General features: G+C 63.1%; 13 protein-coding genes. 9 read left to right on the top strand and 4 right to left on the bottom strand.

Going from position 1 to position 19,556, the window contains the following annotated elements; translation table 11 throughout:
• Positions 1-101 precede the first annotated feature (101 nt).
• A complete protein-coding gene (locus EHS19_RS05410) occupies positions 102-1,334 on the top strand; it encodes a beta/alpha barrel domain-containing protein (RefSeq protein ID WP_151916765.1) in 1,233 nt (410 codons plus the stop codon).
• A 271-nt stretch (positions 1,335-1,605) separates the two neighbouring features.
• Positions 1,606-5,268 (top strand): Ig-like domain-containing protein, encoded by a 3,663-nt coding sequence (locus EHS19_RS05405; protein WP_175578326.1) that lies wholly within the window; start codon positions 1,606-1,608, stop codon positions 5,266-5,268.
• A 1,737-nt stretch (positions 5,269-7,005) separates the two neighbouring features.
• Here EHS19_RS05405 and EHS19_RS05400 read toward each other — a convergent pair.
• Positions 7,006-8,397: an NAD(P)/FAD-dependent oxidoreductase gene (locus tag EHS19_RS05400; protein WP_151916763.1), complete on the bottom strand. Its 1,392-nt coding sequence runs from the start codon at positions 8,395-8,397 to the stop codon at positions 7,006-7,008.
• 250 nt (positions 8,398-8,647) lie between these two features.
• Between EHS19_RS05400 and murA the strand changes: the two genes are divergently transcribed.
• The 4 genes from murA to EHS19_RS05380 all read left to right on the top strand — a co-directional run bounded on the left by murA (position 8,648) and on the right by EHS19_RS05380 (position 13,638).
• Complete coding sequence (gene murA, locus EHS19_RS05395; protein ID WP_151916762.1) at positions 8,648-9,973, top strand: UDP-N-acetylglucosamine 1-carboxyvinyltransferase; 1,326 nt, start codon at positions 8,648-8,650, stop codon at positions 9,971-9,973.
• Positions 9,974-10,084: 111 nt separating this feature from the next.
• A complete protein-coding gene (locus EHS19_RS05390; protein WP_151916761.1) occupies positions 10,085-10,981 on the top strand; it encodes a lysophospholipid acyltransferase family protein in 897 nt (298 codons plus the stop codon).
• 341 nt (positions 10,982-11,322) lie between these two features.
• Positions 11,323-12,318 carry an NAD(P)H-dependent glycerol-3-phosphate dehydrogenase gene (locus tag EHS19_RS05385; protein ID WP_151916760.1) on the top strand — a complete coding sequence of 332 codons (996 nt, stop codon included), beginning with the start codon at positions 11,323-11,325 and terminating at the stop codon, positions 12,316-12,318.
• Positions 12,319-12,456: 138 nt separating this feature from the next.
• On the top strand, positions 12,457-13,638 hold the full coding sequence (locus tag EHS19_RS05380) for a D-alanine--D-alanine ligase family protein (protein ID WP_151916759.1): 1,182 nt from the start codon (positions 12,457-12,459) through the stop codon (positions 13,636-13,638).
• A gap of 93 nt (positions 13,639-13,731) precedes the next feature.
• Here the strand turns inward: EHS19_RS05380 and EHS19_RS05375 are convergent, their stop codons facing one another.
• Both EHS19_RS05375 and EHS19_RS05370 read right to left on the bottom strand, forming a co-directional pair.
• Positions 13,732-14,505, bottom strand: a complete 774-nt coding sequence (locus EHS19_RS05375; protein ID WP_151916773.1) for a mechanosensitive ion channel family protein — start codon at positions 14,503-14,505, stop codon at positions 13,732-13,734.
• A gap of 5 nt (positions 14,506-14,510) precedes the next feature.
• On the bottom strand, positions 14,511-15,272 hold the full coding sequence (locus EHS19_RS05370; protein WP_151916758.1) for a TetR/AcrR family transcriptional regulator: 762 nt from the start codon (positions 15,270-15,272) through the stop codon (positions 14,511-14,513).
• 249 nt (positions 15,273-15,521) lie between these two features.
• Here EHS19_RS05370 and EHS19_RS10765 point away from each other — a divergent pair, with 249 nt between their 5' ends.
• Complete coding sequence (locus EHS19_RS10765; protein WP_175578324.1) at positions 15,522-15,809, top strand: hypothetical protein; 288 nt, start codon at positions 15,522-15,524, stop codon at positions 15,807-15,809.
• On the opposite strand, the gene EHS19_RS10760 is transcribed toward EHS19_RS10765, so the two are convergent.
• A complete protein-coding gene (locus EHS19_RS10760) occupies positions 15,785-15,985 on the bottom strand; it encodes a hypothetical protein (protein WP_175578323.1) in 201 nt (66 codons plus the stop codon). The two genes, EHS19_RS10765 and EHS19_RS10760, sit on opposite strands and share 25 nt — an antisense overlap.
• 106 nt (positions 15,986-16,091) lie before the next feature.
• Here EHS19_RS10760 and EHS19_RS05365 point away from each other — a divergent pair, with 106 nt between their 5' ends.
• Together EHS19_RS05365 and EHS19_RS05360 are read left to right on the top strand one after the other, a co-directional pair.
• Positions 16,092-16,964, top strand: coding sequence for a hypothetical protein (locus EHS19_RS05365; RefSeq protein ID WP_151916757.1), 873 nt, complete (start codon positions 16,092-16,094; stop codon positions 16,962-16,964).
• Between the two features lie 661 nt (positions 16,965-17,625).
• Positions 17,626-18,849, top strand: coding sequence for an MFS transporter (locus EHS19_RS05360; RefSeq protein ID WP_421745306.1), 1,224 nt, complete (start codon positions 17,626-17,628; stop codon positions 18,847-18,849).
• The last annotated feature ends 707 nt before the right edge of the window (positions 18,850-19,556 follow it).

Here is a 19,556-nt window from a genome sequence, read left to right as displayed (position 1 = left end):
GGCGAGGCGGGCCGTCGGCATCCGTTATTGTTGGAGTAATCGGGTTGGAACTCTGGTGCTGGAACTGTGGTGCTGGAGCCAATGTGTTGGAAAGGAGCGCCATGAACCAGTCATTTGCACCGTTCTATGATGTCACCCTCAGCTACGAGGACAATTACGCGCATGGGCCGTTCGGCGCGTTCCATCAGGCGCTGCGCGGAGATGGCGGCGATTCGGCGGCCACTGCCACGTCGGCCGATGCGGGCGCGTCGGTCGCTCAGACGGCTGCGGCTGCGGCCGCTCCAACCACGTCCGCTCCAACCGTGCCGATGATCGACTTCCTAGGTGCCAAGGTCAACCTGCCGTTCGGCATTCCGGCGGGGCCGCTGCTCAACGAGCGGTTCACCACCGCCGCGTTTCGCATGGGATTCGATCTGGCCACCTACAAGACCGTGCGCTCGCGGGCATGGGCATGCAATCCGTTCCCGAACGTGCTCGCCGTGCATCCCAGGTCGGCTGACGGCTCGCTGACGCCGGGAAGCGTCGAGCTGGACGAGGGCGTTCTGGCCGATACGCATTATGACATGCCGATTTCGATCTCCAACTCCTTCGGTGTGCCGTCGCGCGATCCGGATGAATGGCAGCCGGATATGCGGCGCGCGATCGCCGCTGCCGGCCCGGGGCAGCTGCTGATTCCAAGCTTCCAGGGGTCGCGCGTGGCGGGGATGTCCACCGACGAGTACATCGCCGACCATGTGACGACCGCGCGGCTGGTCGCCGAGACCGGAGCCCGACTCATGGTGATGAACACCAGCTGCCCGAACGAGGGGCACAATCGGCTGTTGTGCCACGATTCGGCGCTGGTTGGGCGCATCACCGAGGCGGTCAAGGGCGAGATCGGCGATACGCCGCTTGCCGTCAAACTCGCTTATATTCCTCCCACCGAGGTCGACGGCGAGTGGGGTGCATCGCGGTGCATCGTTGATGATTCGGCGCTGGAGACGATGGTGCGCCTGACCGCCGGACGTGGCACGGTGCAGGCGTTCTCGGCGATCAACACGATTTCTGCGCGGCTTGTTGATGCGAACGGTCGTCAGGCGCTGCCCGGCGAGGGGCGCGATCGCAGCGGCGTGTGCGGTCGGGCGATCCGTTCGGCCGGCCTCGATATGGTGTCGCGGCTCGCCGCGATTCGTGAACGGCTTGGCTTGGATTATACGATCATCGGCCTCGGCGGCGTGGTCGCTCCCGAGGACTATCAGGCGTATCGCACTGCTGGCGCGGATGCCGTGATGAGCGCCACCGGTGCCATGTGGGACGCCTCGCTCGCCCAGCGCATCAAGGCCTTGCTCGCCTAACACGCTCTGCACGCCCCAGCCTCGGCCCCCTCTGATTGCAGGACGGGCTGTCAGCGAAGCTGACTGGGGGAGAGACCACTGATGGGTACGATTCATCCTCTTGAGTACGCGCAGTCCGCAAGACGCAGTCTTTACATAATGAACAAACGCTGTGAATGCCGTGGGCTGACGATACACTGGTTGTCGTACATCTATGGCTCATAAGGCGGCGCTGACACAGTCGGTCAGTGCGCGGTCGGATGTCATGCCGCGATCGGCGGAAGGAAGAACAATGAGAGTTGGAAAGAGAATCGTAGGCGCATTGGCTGCGTTGGCCACCGTCGCCGCGATGGGTGCCGTGGCGGGTTCGGCGACCGCGGCCGGAACCTGGAACACGCTCTCCGCAACACAGAAGAGATCCTCATACGGCTACTTCGTCTGGAAATCGGAGAACGCGACCACGCAGGCGGCAAAGGACGCCGCAGCAAAGGCGGCGGATATCCTTGTGAACGCGCCGAAGAAGAGCTACACCAGCATCGGTGCGAGTACAGATGCCACCAGTCTGGAGAATTTCCAAGCCGCAGTGGAGGATACCGCCCGCATCAACGATTTTCGAGCCGCGCAATCCGACGAGCCGTGCCGCACTGACCTTGCCTCGGGCAAGGGGCGCGCCTGCGGCGATGCCGGCAAGCGCCTGCAGCCGTTGGTCGTCACCGATATCCTCATGGCCATCGCCCAGTCGGATGCCAACTACTCCAAGACGTTCGCCAATGGTCATGCACAGCAGTACAACGTCTACGAGAATCTGTCGTGGGCTGGAAATCTGGTCTACAAGGATGGGATGAACCAGTACTTTACCGAGCCGATGAAGTCGCAGTTCGCCAATTGCAAGGATGGCCAGTCGTTCGCGGCCTGCAACTGGTACTGGACCGAAAAGCCGCTGTATAACAAGAATCCCGCTGACGGCGGAGCCGGCCATTATCGGACTTTGACCGATAAGAACGGCGATGGTTCCGCACTGGTCAACCTGACCTACACTGGCGTGGCCGTCAACTCCGCGGCGGATCACGGGAACGTCGTCGCACAGGTGTATTCCAACGCGAGCTTTGACAGCTACAACAAGCTGACTGCGCCGACGTACACCGCGAGCGCATATCTTGCTGACGTGAAGGCCTACATCGCCAAGGTGAACCAGACTGCGTACACCGTCACGTTCGACAGCAACGGCGGCTCCGCGGTGACCGCGGTCAAGGTGAACGGCGGCGACAAGCTCGCCAAGCCCACCGATCCGACCAAGGCCGGCTACACGTTCGGCGGATGGTACACCGACAAGGCGCTGTCCAACGCCTATGACTTCACCAAGGCCGTCACTGGAAACCTCACGCTGTACGCCAAGTGGAACGCGGTGACGATCACATCCGTCGCGAATCCCGCCGCCGTCTCCACCCCGGCCGGAGTCAACCCGACCAGCAAACTGCCGAAGACGGTGACCGCAACATACTCGGACGGCTCCACCAAGACCGTCAACGTTGCATGGGATGCGATTCCTGCCAACAGCTACGCCAAGGTCGGTTCGTTCACCGTCAACGGCACCGTCAACGGATACTCCGGCAAGGCGACCATCACCGTGAACGTGACCGCCGCCGAGCCGGTCAGCGCCGTCGCCAACCCGGCAACGGTCACCACCGTCGCCACCAACGCGCCCGACCTGAGCAAGGTGAAGGCGACCGTCACCTACACGGACGGCAGCACGCAGAGCGCGAACGTGACCTGGCCCGCCATCGACGCCTCCAAGTACGCCCAGCCGGGCACATTCACCGTCAAGGGCACGGCTGCGGCCGGTTCCAAGACGTTCGAGGTGACGCTTACCGTGACCGTGACCGCGCGGACTATCACCAAGGTCACCGCTCCGGCGGCGCAGACCGTGGACTCCGGCAAGGAGCCCACCTATCCGACGCAGGTTGACGTCGTCTACAACGACGGCAAGACCGGCAAGGCCGACGTCACGTGGACGAAGCTCACGCGCGACCAGTACGGCAAGCGCGACGGCGGCACGTTCGACGTGACCGGAACCGTCGCCGGATACAACGGCAGCGTCAAGTTCACCGTCACCGTCAACAAGGCCGTGCCGCAGTCCGCCGTGCCGACCGCCGCCACCGAGCAGACCACCAAGGACGTGGTCCCCGATCTGAGCGGCATCAAGGCGAACATCACCTGGTCCAACGGCGACAAGACCGAAGCCGCCGTGACGTGGCCCGAGCTGACCGCGAGCCAGTTCGCCACCGTCGGCGACAAGGTGCCGGTCAAGGGCACGGTGAGCGTGGACGGCAAGTCGTTCGACGTGACCGTCACCGTTTCGGTTGTGTCCGCGATCGCGCTCAAGGCGACCATTCCCACCGGCGACAACGGCGTGAACGTCACCGTCGAGTCCGGCACGTCGCCGGCCGCCGAGCTGGCCAAGATCAAGGCGACCGTCACCTGGTCGAATGATGAGACCACCGACGTGGCCGTGACATGGGATGCGCCGAAGAAGGCCGACTACTCGCTGCGTGCAGGCGGCGTCTTCAGCATCGCCGGCACCGTCAACGCGGGCGGCAAGACGTTCGACGTGACCGCAAAGTACAAGGTCAAAGCCGCGACCGTGAAGTCCGCGGCCATCAAGGGCGGTTCGACCGTCACCACGGCCTCGGGCACCGCGCCGAAGCTGCCGACCACCGCCGTCGTGACGTGGTCCAATGGCGATACGATCGAAGGCACGATCCGCTGGACGACCATCAACAAGACTGACTACTCCAAGCGTGCGGGTGGTACGTTCGACGTGACCGGCACCGTTGATTCGGCCGTCACCGGCGCAGACAAGCTGACCGTGACCGCCCAGGTGACGGTGAACGCCGCGGAGGTGAAGTCCGTGGAGGAGGTTGCCGTGAGCACGCTCGCCAAGGTTGCGCCGAATCTGCCGGGCACCGTGAAAGTGACATGGTCGAACGACGATGTGGTGGATGAGACCGTGGCATGGGATGCGGTGAGCGCCGAGCAGTATGCGAAGCGCGGTGTGTTTAAGGTCAACGGTGTCGCCACCGATCCGGAGACCGGCGTGAAGACCAACGTGACCGCCACGGTGACCGTGACCGCGACGATCAGCTCCGTCACGCAGCCCGAGGATATCACCGTCGAATCCGGTCAGGACCCGGCCAGGGTCGGCAAACTGCCCACCACGGTCACAGTCGTGTGGTCCGATGGTGACAGCGAAGACGTGGCCGTCACATGGGACACCGCGTCGTACGGCAAGGCCGACTACTCGAAGCGCGAAGGCAACACCTTCGTCGTGAAGGGTGCGGTCAAGGGCTACGAGCATGGTGTGAGCGTGACCGTCAAGGTCAAGCCCGCCACCGTCAAGTCCGTCGAGGGCACCGAAACCGACGTGAACACCGTTGAGGGAGCCGCGCCCGCACTGCCCGAGGTGCTGACGGTCAACTGGTCGAACGGCGACGTGAGCTATGCGAAGATCGCATGGCCCGCCGTCGACGCCTCCGCGTATGCGAAGGCCGGTTCGTTCACGGTGAGGGGCTCCGCCGCCGTTGCCGGCAAGACCTATGAGACCGTCGCCAATGTGACGGTCAAGGCCAAGTCGACCGAGCAGCCGGGCGGCAATAATGGTGGCAACAACGGTGCCGGGAACAATGGTGCCGGAAACAACGGCAGCGGTAACGGTGCAGGCAACAACAACGGTGGTGCCGCGGTGAGCCCCAACCCGCCGCACGCCATCAAGCCGGATCTCAACAAGAAGCCCGGCAGCCAGCTCAACACCGGCAACACCATCGCATCGACCGGTGCCACGGTGGCGATCATCGCTGTCGTGGTGGTCGTGCTCGCGGCGATCGGCGGCGTGGCTCTCGTCATCGCACGCAAGCGCGGCAACAACGGCGGCGCGGGCGATTCGCGGAACGAGGACTGAACCGGCTGAGGTGCCAGCTGCGGGTTGAATGCGGTGCTGTTGCGACGCTGACCGCGTTGACTGGGCGTTGACCGTGGCACTGCCCGTGGCACTGCCCGTGGCGTTGCCGCAATGCAGACCGTGGTTCAAAACCACGGGGCTGCGTAGCGGCAACGCCAGTCCCCGCAGTCAATCGCCCAAAGCAGCCACCTAAACCAGTTCCCCAAACCAGTTCCCCAAACCAACTATCCAAACAAGTTAGCCAAACCAAAGAGGCCGGAACCTTTCCGAATGATCACCGCACTCCGATGATCGAGTGCAGTGCATTCGAGGGGTTTCCGGCCTTTTCTCTTCCCCATGTTCGCCTAGTGTCCTGTGTCAGAAGTTCTTTGATTGCCTTTCCTGGCTCCTTTTGTCGCACAGCACCGTGAAGCAAACGGCGGAGCTGTTTGTAGGTGCTGTGCGAGCCGGCCGTTGTGTTTTCGGCACTGGCATGTTGGTTGCCAATTGGCAACCATGCTATGACGATGAACAAGGCCGCCGGCGGTGTCTACTGTCTTGCCTGGCTAGCGAAACTGGCCTCCTGCGAAACGGTCTGAGGCGCGGCACGTCATTGGTGTTTTCGCTACTGGCATGTTGGTTGCCGATTGGCAACCATGCTATGGAAACGAAAACAACACTCATTCCGCATTCTGTACCACCCGTACCGCTGGCGTGGCGCGGCGCGGGTTCGGTCACGTGGTGCGGGTTTGGTCACAGGGAGCGGGTCGCTCCCCGTGACCGCTTGATGAAAACCTTGGTATTTCAGCGTTTTTGTCACCCTGGTCACAGGGTGCGGTCGCTCCCTGTGACCACATCCGCACCCTGTGACGTGGGAAGCGAGCATTATCGACGACAGCAGACGACGCAAGCCGTCTCATAGTAGAGGCGGCACAACAATCAGGCCACCTCACTCGGTAGTCCTGTCCGTCTGATAAGTCCTGTCCACTCAGTGAGTGGCTCGCTTGGCAGTCGTGTCCACTTGGCTTGTGTCTGCACGACTTCGCCCGCAAGTCTCTCCTCAAGGGGGCCGTTACCTCTCCATCAACTGCAGGACAGACCACTGGCAGGTGTCTGATCTGTCACGTGGCGCGTTTTTCGGCGATTTCGTCGCCGTGTGACAGATTGACTTGTCACGCGATGCCTTTTTGCCCTGTTTTTGCGTGTCGTGACACGCTGGGCTTGGCTGGCCTTGGCTAAGAATCCTTGGGATTCCGCCGTTTTGTGATTATGCGGCAAGATGTAAGCTTGTCGCAGAGCTATCGGAGTTTGTCACGCGGCGCGTTTTTCGGCGATTTCGTCGCCGCGTGACAATACGGGGGGTACCGTCTGGCGGTCGGCTTGTGTGATCGTTTCATGGCAACGATTCGACGCAAAGGGTGTCGACAAGGGAACCGAGGATATGATCGGCGTATCTTCGCCATCGGCTATTGGTCTCAGCGAACAAAAATCGGGAAATCCTCATTGATCTCCCGAATTATGATCGCTGCCGACTTCTCAGTGAACGAAATTCGGGAGCAATGGGCGAATCTCCCGAAAATCGATCGCTGAGCCGACCTCAGTGAACGAAATTCGGGAAAGAGCCATTCCTTTCCCGAATTTCGATCGCTGGCATATACCGCACGCCGTGCGACAGCGCGAGATGCCGCCACGGTCGCGCATCGCACATCGCACGCCGTGCGACAGCGCGCATCGCACTCAAGCACGCAAGCGCGCGAATCAGCCTTCGGCAGCCGCCTTCATCGCGACAGCGCCCACATAGTAGACCGGCTTGTCGAAGTTCGGCTGGAACAGGAAGTCCACGTTGGCGAGCTGGTCGATCGTGAAGTGCGCCTGAACCGCCATCGAGATCACGTTCGCCGCACCGGAGACATCGGCCTTGGCGCAGAACTGGCCGCCCTTGACTTCGCGCGTGACCGGATCCCACGTGAGGATCGACGTCACCGGCGTGGTAGTGAGCATAAAGTCGGGGCGGTAATCGTCGGTCAGCGAGGTCTCATGCACCGTCAGCCCGCGCCGCTCGGCACCCGCCTGCGTCAGACCCGAGGCCGCCAGCGACAGATCGTAGAGCTGCACTGCCGACGTGGCCTGCGTGCCCATGTACTTGACAGTCGGCTGATCGATGTTGCGCCCGACGAGCAATCCCTGACGCACCGCGTTCGTGGCCAGCGGAATGTAGTCGTGCTTACCGGTCGGATTGTAGAACACGGTCGCCGAATCGCCGGCTGCGTACACGTCGGGGGCGGACGCGCGCATATAGTCGTCGACGATGATCGCGCCGTTGGGCAGCATGTCCACCTGACCGGCGAGCAGAGCGGTATTCGGGCGGAAACCGACCGCGAGAATCGCCATCTGCGCCGTGTATTCGCCCTTCTCGGTCACCACCGTCACCGTGTCGTCGGGATTGTCACGGAACGCGACCACCTTCTGCCCCAACGCGAGCGTGACGCCATGATCGCGGAATGCGGCCTCGACCTGATCGGTGATCTTCTTGTCGAAATTGTTCGCCAATGCGCGATCCAGACCGTCCACCAGCGTGGTTTCGACACCCACCAGCGAGAACTGCTCGGCCAGCTCGGCGCCGATGTAGCCGGAGCCGACCACCACGGCCGACTTGGCGAGCTTGGCGCGTTCCTTGATCGCCATCGCATGATCCCAGTTCTTGCACAGCAGCACATGCTTGGAATCGATGCCGTCGATCGGCGGAATCACCGGAGCGGAACCGGTGGTGACGACCAGCTTGTCGAAATGCAGCGTATGCTCGCCGCCGTCGCCGGCCGCAGCAGCATCGCCGCCATCGCTGCCATCGCCGCCGTCGCTCGCGTCGAGCGAACGCCAGGTGAGCGTCTTGCCGGCCACATCCACCGCGGTCACGTCGCAGCGCATGTGCATGGTCGCTCCGGCTTCGGCCAGCGCCTCGGGCGACGAGTAGAACATGCGCTTCGGATCGGATACATGGTCGCCGACCCACAGCGCGATGCCGCAGGACAGGAACGACAGCGTGGCGTTGCGCTCGAAGACGTGCACGGTCCAATCGGGATGCTCGGCGAGAATGGACTGGGTTGCGAACGTGCCCGCATGGGTGCATCCGATGACGGCGACGGTGGTCATAGCAGCTCCTTTGTTGCTGTGTATTGTTGTGCAATCCACTGTACCGAATCGTGCGGCATGCGCGCGCGGTGGACGGCTGCGGACCCTCGTTTATGTGATGTAGATCACATGATGGCGTGGGATTGGGGTGCGGGTGGGAAGGCGGTTCGGCTTCGGGCCGATTTCACCCACTCGCCACAACTGCTGTGGCACACTGAAGCTAGTGCGGCCGCGGCGTGCGCGGCGCGAGGAACGGTTGAAAGAGGTAGACGTGACAGACGCGCAAGACGACATCCTGCATGTTGAGGGCGGTGTTCCGCTCAACGGCACCATCAAGGTCCGTGGCGCGAAGAACTTCGTGAGCAAGGCCATGGTCGCGGCGCTGCTGGCGCCGGGCAAGTCGGTGCTCAAGAACGTGCCGGAGATTCGCGACGTGCATGTCGTGTCCGATCTGCTGCGTCTGCATGGCGTGCAGGTTGATGTCGATGGCGCCAACGGCGTGGTCACCATCGATGCGACGCATGTCAATCTGGCCGACGTGGCCGACGTGGACACGCTGTCCGGTTCGTCGCGCATCCCGATCCTGTTCTCCGGCCCGCTGGTGCACCGTCTTGGCGAGGCGTTCATTCCCGCGCTCGGCGGATGCGCGATCGGCGGCCGGCCGATCGACTTCCATCTGGAGACGCTGCGCAAGCTCGGCGCGAAGGTCGACAAGGAGCATCAGGACGGCATCCACATCACCGCGCCGAACGGACTGACCGGCGCGAAGATCCACCTGCCGTACCCGTCCGTCGGCGCCACCGAGCAGACGCTGCTCGCCGCCGTGCTCGCCGAAGGCAAGACCGAGCTGTCTGGTGCCGCCATCGAGCCGGAGATCATGGATCTGGTCGCCGTGCTGCAGAAGATGGGCGCGATCATCTCCGTGGACGTCGATCGCACGTTCCGTATCGAGGGCGTCAAAGAGCTCAAGGGCTTCACACACACGTCGCTGACCGACCGCATCGAGGCGGCGAGCTGGGCGTCGGCGGCGCTCGCCACGCATGGAGACATCTTCGTCAAGGGCGCCACCCAGCCGGAGATGATGACGTTCCTCAACGTATTCCGCAAGGTCGGCGGCGAGTTCGACGTGACCGACGCCGGCATCCGATTCTGGCATCCGGGCGGGGATCTCAAGCCGGTCGCGATCGAGACGGACGTGCACCCCGGCTTCATGACCGACTGGCAGCAGCCGCTGGTCGTGGCGCTCACGCAGGCGAAGGGCCTGTCGATCGTGCACGAGACCGTCTATGAGAAGCGGTTCGGATTCACCAAGCCGCTGGTCGCGATGGGCGCCACGATCCAGCTGTATCGCGAATGCCTCGGTTCGCTGCCGTGCCGCTTCCAGCAGCGCAACTACAAGCATTCGGCGGTGATCTTCGGGCCGACGCCGCTGACCGGCCGCGATATCGACGTGCCGGATCTGCGCGGCGGCTTCTCGCACCTGATCGCGGCGCTCGCTGCACAGGGCCCGTCCGATGTGCATGGCATTTCGCTGATCGATCGCGGCTATGCCGACTTCCGCGGCAAGCTGCACCAGCTTGGCGCCCGCATCGACTGATTGGGGTCGATTCGGCTCGTTCGGCATCCCAGTGGTGTCACGGTGCGCCACGGTACGCCACGGTACGTCACGACGAGTAGGCGGTACAAGGCTGGCGGCACAATAGGGCACATGGCATCCAAAGGAAAACCGTCGCCGCGTTCTGCGGTAAGTCCGCTCTCCGACGCGCAGGTCGCTCGGCTGTCGCAGCGGCATCATCTTGTCGATCCGATGCGAGACGACCCGATCGGCCGTGGCAGGCCGAACGTGGAGGAGATCAACGCGCAGCATCCCAAGGGCACGGCACGACTGCTCAAAGGGGTCGACGTGGTCTTCCATGCGAGCTGCAAAACGCGCGCGTGGGGTCTGGAGAACGTGCCCGAGACCGGTCCGTTCATCACCGCCGCCACGCATGTGACCATGTTCGACGTGTTCGTGCCGATGGCGAGCCTGTTCCATATGGGTCGGCGCCCGCGCTACATGGCCAAGGCTGAGATGGCGAAATGGCCGCTGATCGGCAAGTGGTTCCAGTTGGTCGGCATGCAGCCTGTGCAGCGACATTCCGGCAAGGCGAAGCAGATCGAGGAGACGTCGATCGGCATCCTCACCTCCGGTCGTCCGCTCACCGTCTGGCCGGAGGGCACGGTGACCCGCGATCCGAAGAAATGGGTGATGAGCATCAAGGAGGGCGCCGCCTACATCGCGCTCGAATCCTCGCGCCGCCTTGGGCGCCAGGTGCCGCTGTTCTGCGCCGCCACGTGGGGTGCAGCGTCGATCAACCATTGGTGGCCGTGGCCGCGCAGGAACGTCGTCATGTGCTACGATCAGCGGCTTGACTATGCGGATCTGCTTGAAGACATGGATTCGTGGGGTGACGAGCCGCCCGTGCAGGCCGTCGAGACGCTCAAATGGCGCATGTTCGTTCGTCTCAATGAGCTTCTGGAGGAGATTCGCGGCGAGCGGTTCCCGCAGGAGGGCTACTGGGACTATCGCTCGATGAGTCGCAAGCCGCTGCCTGTGAGACAATAGCGATCAGGCGATTCGCGCGATCCAATGGTTTGTAAGGAGCAGAGTAAATGAAGATCACCGTTCTGGGTGCTGGAGCATGGGCGGAGCCGTTAAGCAAACAGTCCAGTGGACTGTTTGTAGGCGACGCTGAGCGGCGGCAGCCGCGAGGTGGGGATGCAGCGCCCCATGCGGGTCTGAGGTAAGGAGCAGAGTAAATGAAGATCACCGTTCTGGGTGCAGGAGCATGGGCGGAGCCGTTAAGCAAACAGTCCAGTGGACTGTTTGTAGGCGACGCCGAGCGGCGGCAGCCGCGAGGTGGGAATGCAGCGCCCCATGCGGGTCTGAGGTAAGGAGCAGAGTAAATGAAGATCACCGTTCTGGGTGCAGGAGCATGGGGCACCGCTTTCGGTCAGGTACTTGCCGATGCCGGCAACGAGGTGACGATGTGGGCCATCGAGCCTGAAATCGTCGAAGGCATTCGCGACCACCATTGCAATCAGGTGCGTCTGCCGTTCATCGAGCATCTGCCCGATGCGATGACCGCCACGGGCGATCGCGCCGAGGCGGTTCGCGATGCGCGCATTGTCGTCGTGGCCATTGCCGCGCAGTTCGCGCGCGTCGCGCTCAAGGAGTTCAAGGGGCTCATTGGCGACGACGCGATCGTGGTGAGCCTGATGAAGGGCATCGAGAGTGGCACGAACAAACGCATGGATGAGGTCGTGCGTGAGACGCTTGAGCTGCCGGCCGAGCGTTTCGCTGCTATCTCCGGCCCGAATCTGTCGAAGGAGATCGCGTTGCGTCAGCCGTCCGCCACCGTGGTCGGCTGCGCGAACCTTGATAATGCGAAGAAGGTCGCCGCGGCGTGCACCACCGACTATTTCAAGCCGTTCGTCACCACCGACGTGATCGGTCTGGAGATGTGCGGGTCGCTCAAGAACGTGGTGGCGCTGGCCGTGGGCATGGCTCGCGGTGCTGGCTATGGCGAGAACACGGCGGCGATGATCGAGACACGTGGTCTGGCGGAGCTCACCGCGCTCGGCAAGGCGGCAGGCGCCGATCCGAAGACGTTTGCCGGGCTTGCCGGCGTCGGCGATCTGGTCGCCACCTGCGGCTCGCCGCTGAGCCGCAACTACACGTTCGGTGCGAATCTCGGCAAGGGGCTGAGCGTCGAGGAGGCGACGCGGGTGAGCAACGGCGTGGCCGAGGGCGTGCCCACCACGGATGCGGTGGTCGCGCTCGGTGATCATCTCGGCGTGCCCACCCCGCTTGCCTATGCGATGAGTCGCGTGCTGCGCGAGGGCATTTCCTGTGCGGCGATGCTGGAGCAGCTGTTCAGCGCCGAGATCACTGAGGAGTAGTCGGTCGGCGCGGCACTGTAACGAGGCGCGCGTAGGCTATGGTATCGATTTGCATGACGGTGGAATGCGGCGGCCGTGCGGCTGCCGCATTGCGCCAAGGCATTGGGAATTGTAGGCATTCGTTAACTGCGGAATAGGATGAGCATGACCACGAAAAAACGCATTGTTGTGATGTACGGCGGTAAGGCCGACGAGCATTCGATCTCCTGCATTTCGGCGGCCGGCGTGCTGCGCGCGTTGGATGCGGACCGGTTCGAGGCGATCGAAGTGGGCATCACCAAGCATGGCGAATGGCTGGTCGATGGCGTCGATCCGCGGTCATGGAACATGGCCGACGGGTTGCCGACGGTGACCAGAACGCCGGGCAGCCGTGACGTGGTGCTTGACATGGCATTGGGATGCGATGGCTTCTTCGCTCGCGACGCCGATGGCACGCTTGCCTCGCTCGGACATGTTGATGCGGTGCTGCCGGTGCTGCACGGTCCGTTCGGCGAGGACGGCACGATTCAGGGACTGTTCGAGATGATGGGTGTGCCATACGTGGGCTGCGGCGTGCTCGCATCCGCCGCATGCATGGACAAGCATTTCACCAAGGCGCTGCTGTCGTCGGCCGGCATTCCGGTGGCGCCCGGCATCACGCTGGACACGCGCGCGTTTGATCATGCGAGCGGTTTCGCGGCGAACGCGGACCAGCTGCTTGCCGCCGTCGAGGATGCGGGCCTGGCATATCCGCTGTTCGTCAAGCCGTCACGCGCCGGTTCGAGCTTCGGCGTCACCAAGGTCGAGCATGCAGGGGATGCCGCCGAACTGGCCGCCGCCGTGCTCGAGGCGAGCCATCATGATTGGAAGGTGCTCGTCGAGCAGGGCATCGACGCGCGTGAGATCGAATGCGCGGTGCTGTGCCCCGAGGCCGGCAGCGAGCCGAAGGCGAGCCTGCCCGGTGAGATCGTGCTCGATCATCACGATGAGGACCAGTTCTACGATTTCGACAGCAAGTACATGGATGCCAGCGCCTCGCATGTCGAGGTTCCGGCCGATCTGCCCGGCGACGTGCTCGAACAGGTGCGTGAGATCGCCGTCAAGGCGTTCAAGGCGGTCGACGGTGCCGGTCTGGCGCGCGTGGACACGTTCGTGTGCCCCGACGGCACGGTGATGATCAACGAAATCAACACCATGCCGGGATTCACGCCGATCTCCATGTATCCCAAGGCATGGGAGGCGACCGGCATCGGATACACCGACCTCATCAGCCGTCTCATCGATGGCGTCATCGACCCTGCGGCTGACGCCTCCGTCTCCGCGGCCGACACCGTAGCCTGAATCATTGTGAGCTAGCGGTCACGTGGCACTGCCCGCACCGCGTGACCGCTGGTAATCAGTTAGACAGCCAGTCGGCTACTCGGCTAGTCGGCGCTATTCGCCCGCACCGCCGTCGACCACCAGATAGTCGGCTCCGGCAAGCGCCCTTGCCGCACGGTCCCGCACCGTGGACAGCAGCACGTCGTGCCTGGCGAACAGCAGCACCTGCCCTTCGGTGCCGAAGGGCGAAAATCCGGTGATCTTGACCAGCGGGGGATTGGCGGGCAGCGTGATATCGGCGGTCGCCTCGCCGACGCGACGAAGCATGTCCTTGGAGACGGTCTGCGGGTCGGCGTCGCCTCTGATCGTGAACGGAACGACGACAGTCCCCTCGTTGGCCGGCAGCAGCTTGGTCAGCGAAGCCGTGTTCAGCACCGAATTCGGAATCACCATGCGATCGCCGGAGCGCGTCTCGATCATCGTCTGACGCCAGGTGATGTCGATGACGGTGCCGGTGGTGCCTTGGATCGCCACCAGATCGCCGGGCTGGATCACCTTGCCGAGCATGAGCCCGAATCCGCCGATCACATTCGCCACCGTGTCCTTGAGACCAAGCGACACGGCGATGCCGCCGACGCCCAGAGCGGTCATCAGCGTGGTCGGATTGATGCCGAACACCGGCTGCAGTACGAGCGAGACCGCGAACGACCATACGATCACGCGCATGATGTTGATGAATATCGACGCGCTGGGGATGTTCGACCGGTCCAGCGCCTTGCGCATGAGCCGTCCCAGCGATTTGGTGACGAGCGCCGCGACCGCGAGCGTCACCAGTAGGAAGATGATCTTGTCGGCGTTGGCCTCCAGCCATGCGAGCGTTGCTTCCATCGCGTTCATCGCGGATTTCCCCCTCCCATGACTGTGGTGCGCACGTTGCCGGTGCGCACGTTGCCGGTATGCACGTTGCCGGTCACGTTGCCGGGTCGCAGGCCGTCGATTCGAGATCCGCTGGTTCGCGCCATGCCGGCGGGTATCTGCCCGTTGAACACGCGACGCCAGTAGTCAAGCATGTTCTCCTTCGACATCGACAGATAGATGCCCATCGCCAGCACGGCCACGTCCTCGTTGAGCAGATCGTCGATGCTCAGCCTGGTCTGCAGCTCGGGCCAGCGCCTGAGCACGGAGATCATGCCGCCCACGGTGAAGTCAAGCATCAGATCGGTCTTCAGATCGATCTCCTCCTGATCGAGCTGCAATACGCTGACCAGAGTGAGCCGGCCGAAGTCCTTAAGCGAATCCACCAGTTCGGGGGCGCTGTGCTCGCCGGCGATCAGCGCCAGGCGGTCGAGACGCTGCCGCTGGTCGGGGTCGCCGAGCAGGCGGGAGCAGTTGCGCCGCCATTCGCGATCCGGGTCGACGTGCGGGTCGGGCGTGGGCGGATTCGTGTTCTGCACGGTGTGCATGATCGCCGAATCGGCCAGTTCGGCCAGATCGGCGAAATGATAGTAGAAGGAGTTGCGGTTCACGCCCGCCTGACGCACCACGTCGGTCACGGTGATGCGCCGGTATCGCCGATCGGCGAGCAGTGTCCAGAAGGCATCCTCAAGGCGTTCCTTGGCTGGCGGTATGGCTGAGTTCCGGCGTGGTCGTGGCATGCTGCAGGGCTCCTTTCGCGCGCATTGCGGCGATTGCGTCATCTGCTCAACATCCTATCCGACAACATCCTATAAGCAAGACGGGCAATCCCGATATGCGCGCACCCTGCACGCCGACGCATTCAGAAAGCAATCAGCAAGCATCCAAGAACTCCGTCGCAAGGTGACAGCGCGCTTTGCGCGGCAGCACAGCCCACAAACGGAAGCGGGCGGTTCAATGAAGCCATACCAAACGAAACGGAGGCACATATGAACCGCATACGACAACGAGAACGCAGCAACGCGGCCGCCGCCGGACGGAGCGTGCCGATGCGGCCCGCGCGCACCATCGCCACTGGGCGGCTGGTCGCTCTTGCCGCCGCGTTCGCTCTGGTGGGAGGATTTGCCGCAGGCGCGGGCGGGGCGATGCTGATGAACGGCATCTCGTCAGGAAGCGATGGCATTGGCGCAGGCCCCGGTGGCGCCGACGCGTTCGGCGGCGCGAACACGATGAGCTATGACTACACCGGCGACTACACCACCACCGTCGATGCCTGAAGCGAGACCGAGCTGGCCGCCGACGTGATCGACCGCAGCGCATTCGACAAGCAGTTCGGCACGTCGACCGCATGGACGATGGCGTAGAGGCTTCGCGCGTGGCTTAGCGCGTGGCTTAGCGTGCGGCTCGGCGTGCAAAGCAAGGCGGTCAGCGCGAGTGCCGCTGTTTCCGCCATTGCTGATCAAACCCAGTGAACGGATTCAAGAACCGGATTCAAGAACCACATTCAATGAGCATATTCAATAGTCACGTTCATTAAGCAAACGATGAAAGGAACCATCATGAACGACGACATCAATACGAACGGCACAACCAATGCTGCCACCACCAAGGCCGCTGCTGCTGCCAATGCGGCATCACAGACCGCTGTGGGTGACCAGGCGGCGGGAATCGGCCAGTCGGAAACCGGTCATGCGAGCCAAGCCGGCCAGACGAACCGACTGGGTGCCGGGCAGTCGAGTTGGATGGACCAGTCGGGGCAGCAGACCCGGGTTGGGCAGCAGGAGCAGACCGAGCGGCAGAGCCAGCTTGGTCAAGCGCAGTACCCAAGGCGATTCAACCAGTCGAACCAGCCCACTCGACCCAATCAAACCGGCCAATTTTCCCAGCCAAACGAACCGGGCCAGCCGCGCCCGTACCGGTCGGAGCCTTACCAGCCGGAGGGGCAGCCGCAGCCGTATCAGCCTCAGCCCTTCCAGCCGGAGGGCAAGCCTCAGTCCGCCGACAAACCGGCGTCGCTGAGCGGCAAGACGTGGGCGATCATCGCGGTTGTCGCTCTGGTCTGCGGACTGATCGGCGGCGTCGGCGGCGCGTTCGCGGTCAGGGCATTCAGCGGACGCGACGGTAGACCGGGGTCCGGTCAGCAGATGCAATTCGGCGGGCAGTCGGGTCAGTCGGGCAACAGCAACGGCAATGGCGGCGGCATGGGTCAGCCTCCGAGCGGCGGTTTCGGCGGTTTTGGCGGCAACGGTCAGCAGGGTGGCTCCTCTGACAGCAACTCGTCGGACGGGTCCGTCAGCGGTCAGTCGAACGGCTCCGGCAGCTCTTCGGATTCGAGCGGTTCCAGCGAGTCCAGCGAGTCCAGCAGTTATGGCGACGGGTCCGGTTACTCGCAGGATTCCGCCGACTCTTCGCAGGATTCTATCGCCCTGTAGCGTTCCGCGGCCGCGCATTGACGGGCTTAGGAGCGTTCGCTTGGCAGTGCAGCGCATCGACGATAGCGGATATGGCGCATGGGTGGCTGATTGGCCGCTCGTGCGCCATTGTCGTGTTCTCGCCCTGATGCGGCGGCGTGAATCATTGGCGTGAATCATTGGCTTGAATCATTGGCGTGAATCATTGACTTGAATCGTCGGCGTGAATCGTTGGCTTGAATCGGTTCGGGGTCTGTCGGTGCTTCGTCAGGTGCTTCGTTGCCGCGTCGCGTCGCTCTGCTGTGAGCGCCTTGTCCGGTGCCGGCAGCGGCAGCGGCAGTGGAGACGGCACCGGCACCGGCGCTGCGCGGCGGCCGATGTTGTCCGTAAAGGCGAGGTATCCTATTGCCGCATGAATCGCAGATGAGCGGACTGGTGGCTATGCGCCTTCGGTGCGGCTTTCGATGCAAGCGTTCCGTCTGCGCGCATGTCGCTTCGCACCCTTCGCGACCTGTTCCCGCGGCGGCTCTGCGGTGGCGCCTGTGATCGTCCGTGTTGTGAGAGAAGTCGAATCGCCGTGTCCACATCAACGTCTGCATCCAAGTCCCCGAAGGCCGTTGGGCCGCAGCCCGTATCCGAACCTGCGTCCGGGCAGGTTGCCGGCGCATCCGGCATCGCCGGCATCACCGGCGCGTCCGACGCGACCGCGCAAGTCCCACGTTCCGGTTCCGACCGGTTCTTCACGCCGGCCGTGATCACGCTCATCGGCGTAAGCTTCGCATTGGGCATGAGCGAGTTCATCATTGTGGGCATTCTGCCCGATATCGCCGTGGCGCTTGATGAGCCGAGGACGACAATCGGCGGACTGGTGTCGCTGTTCGCGTTCGCCTACGCGCCCGCCACGCCGATCGGGGCCGCTCTGGTGTCGCGCTTTGAGCGATTCCACTCGCTTGCTGCGCTGTTTGCGGTGTTCATCGTCGGCAACGTGCTGTGCGCGATCGCGCCGAATTATGCGGTGCTGGTCGTGGCGCGCATTGTGATCGCGCTGGTCTCCGGCACCACCGTCGCGGTGGCGATGACGTTCGTCTCGGATGTGGCCAGCGAGGCGAACCGCACGAAGTTCGTGTCGTGGGTGTTTTCCGGCTTTTCGATCGCGTCGGTGTTCGGCGTGCCGCTTGGCACGATGATCGCCCGCGCGCTGGGATGGCGATGGGCGTTCTACACGATCATCGCCTTGTCGGCATTGCTGTTCGCCATGATGTTCGTGGTGCTGCCGAAGAACCACTATGGGCCGCGCAGCCGCTTTCTTGCGCAGTTCTTCCTGTTCACCGAGCGTCGCATTCTTGCGGGCGTGGCATGCGTGCTGTTCGGAGCTGCGGCAAGCTACGTGTTCTACACCTATCTGACGCCGATTCTCGAAGATGAGATCGGCGTACCGGAACGTTTCGTGTCGCTGGCTCTGGGCGTGTATGGGTTTGCGTCGCTCGCCGGCAATCTGTACAGCGGCCGGCTGGGCGAGCATGGGCGTGGCGTGCGGCCGATGTTCGGTGTGATGCCGTACTATCTCGCGCAGGCGGTTCTGCTGGTGTCGCTGGCGTTCGCCACGCTCAATCCGATCGTCGGCTGCGCGGTGCTGATCGCGTTGGGTTTCCTTATGTATGTGCAGAACACGCCGTCGCAGGTGCTGTACATGGACGTCGCGTCGGCCACGCATCCGGGTTCGATCAACCTCGCATCGTCGCTCAACTCGATGTCGTTCAATATCGGCATTGCTGTTGGCTCCGCCGTCGGTGGTTTGGTGACCGACACGCTGGGCATGCGCTGGCTGGGGCCGGTCGGTGCCTTGTTCTCGTTGTTGGCGGTCGGATGCGTGGTTTGGCTTCGTGTGGACGATCGTCGGCGGTGACGTTGATGGTGACTCGCGGCGGTCGGGGCGCTCATTGCTGAAATCGAGATGCGGCTCGGCGCTATGTCGAAACTGAGAGGCTGATTATGGGGTTTACGGCAGTCTATCTCGAAACTGAGAGGCTGCCGAGGGCTGATAGCTTGCCGCAGTCGTGCCGTTTTCGGCTTGATGGCGTGGCCGGCACGCGCGTTTGTAGCCTCTCAGTTTCGAGATAGACTGCCGTGGCATTCGAAATCAGCCTCTCGGTTTCGAGATAGGATGCGACGCGAATGTCGAAGGAGCCGTTGCAGCGGTTCAGGCGGTTCTCCAAATCGAGTCAGCGTGAGGTGTTGTGTATATGTGCATGTGCGTGACCGATCGCAATCGGGATCCTTATGGACGTTCTGCGCGATCAGATGACGGAATGGTCGCAATCTGCGATTGAGTGGTGGAAGCGGTTACTGACCGATCACTCAGTGATCATTGTGCACGGTGAATCACGGATAGCGACCATGCGGTACGGCATATTGGGCGGATTATCGGATGTAGCCACCGATTCACGATCGATACGCGACCCGGGGACATGGCTGCGCCGTGCAGACCGTGGAGAAAGACACACACGCTTGTGCCTTGTTGCAGCGTGTGGCACCGGCGCAACAGCGTGCGACACGCCGAGAGTTGCGTCCGCGGAGAGAACAGGTAATATATCTACCTGTTGCCTTTGAGGT

The sequence above is a fragment of the Bifidobacterium jacchi genome (assembly GCF_009078285.1).
Lineage (GTDB): Bacteria > Actinomycetota > Actinomycetes > Actinomycetales > Bifidobacteriaceae > Bifidobacterium > Bifidobacterium jacchi.
Note: the sequence above shows the minus strand (reverse complement) of the source record. Positions and strands in the feature narration are given on the sequence as shown.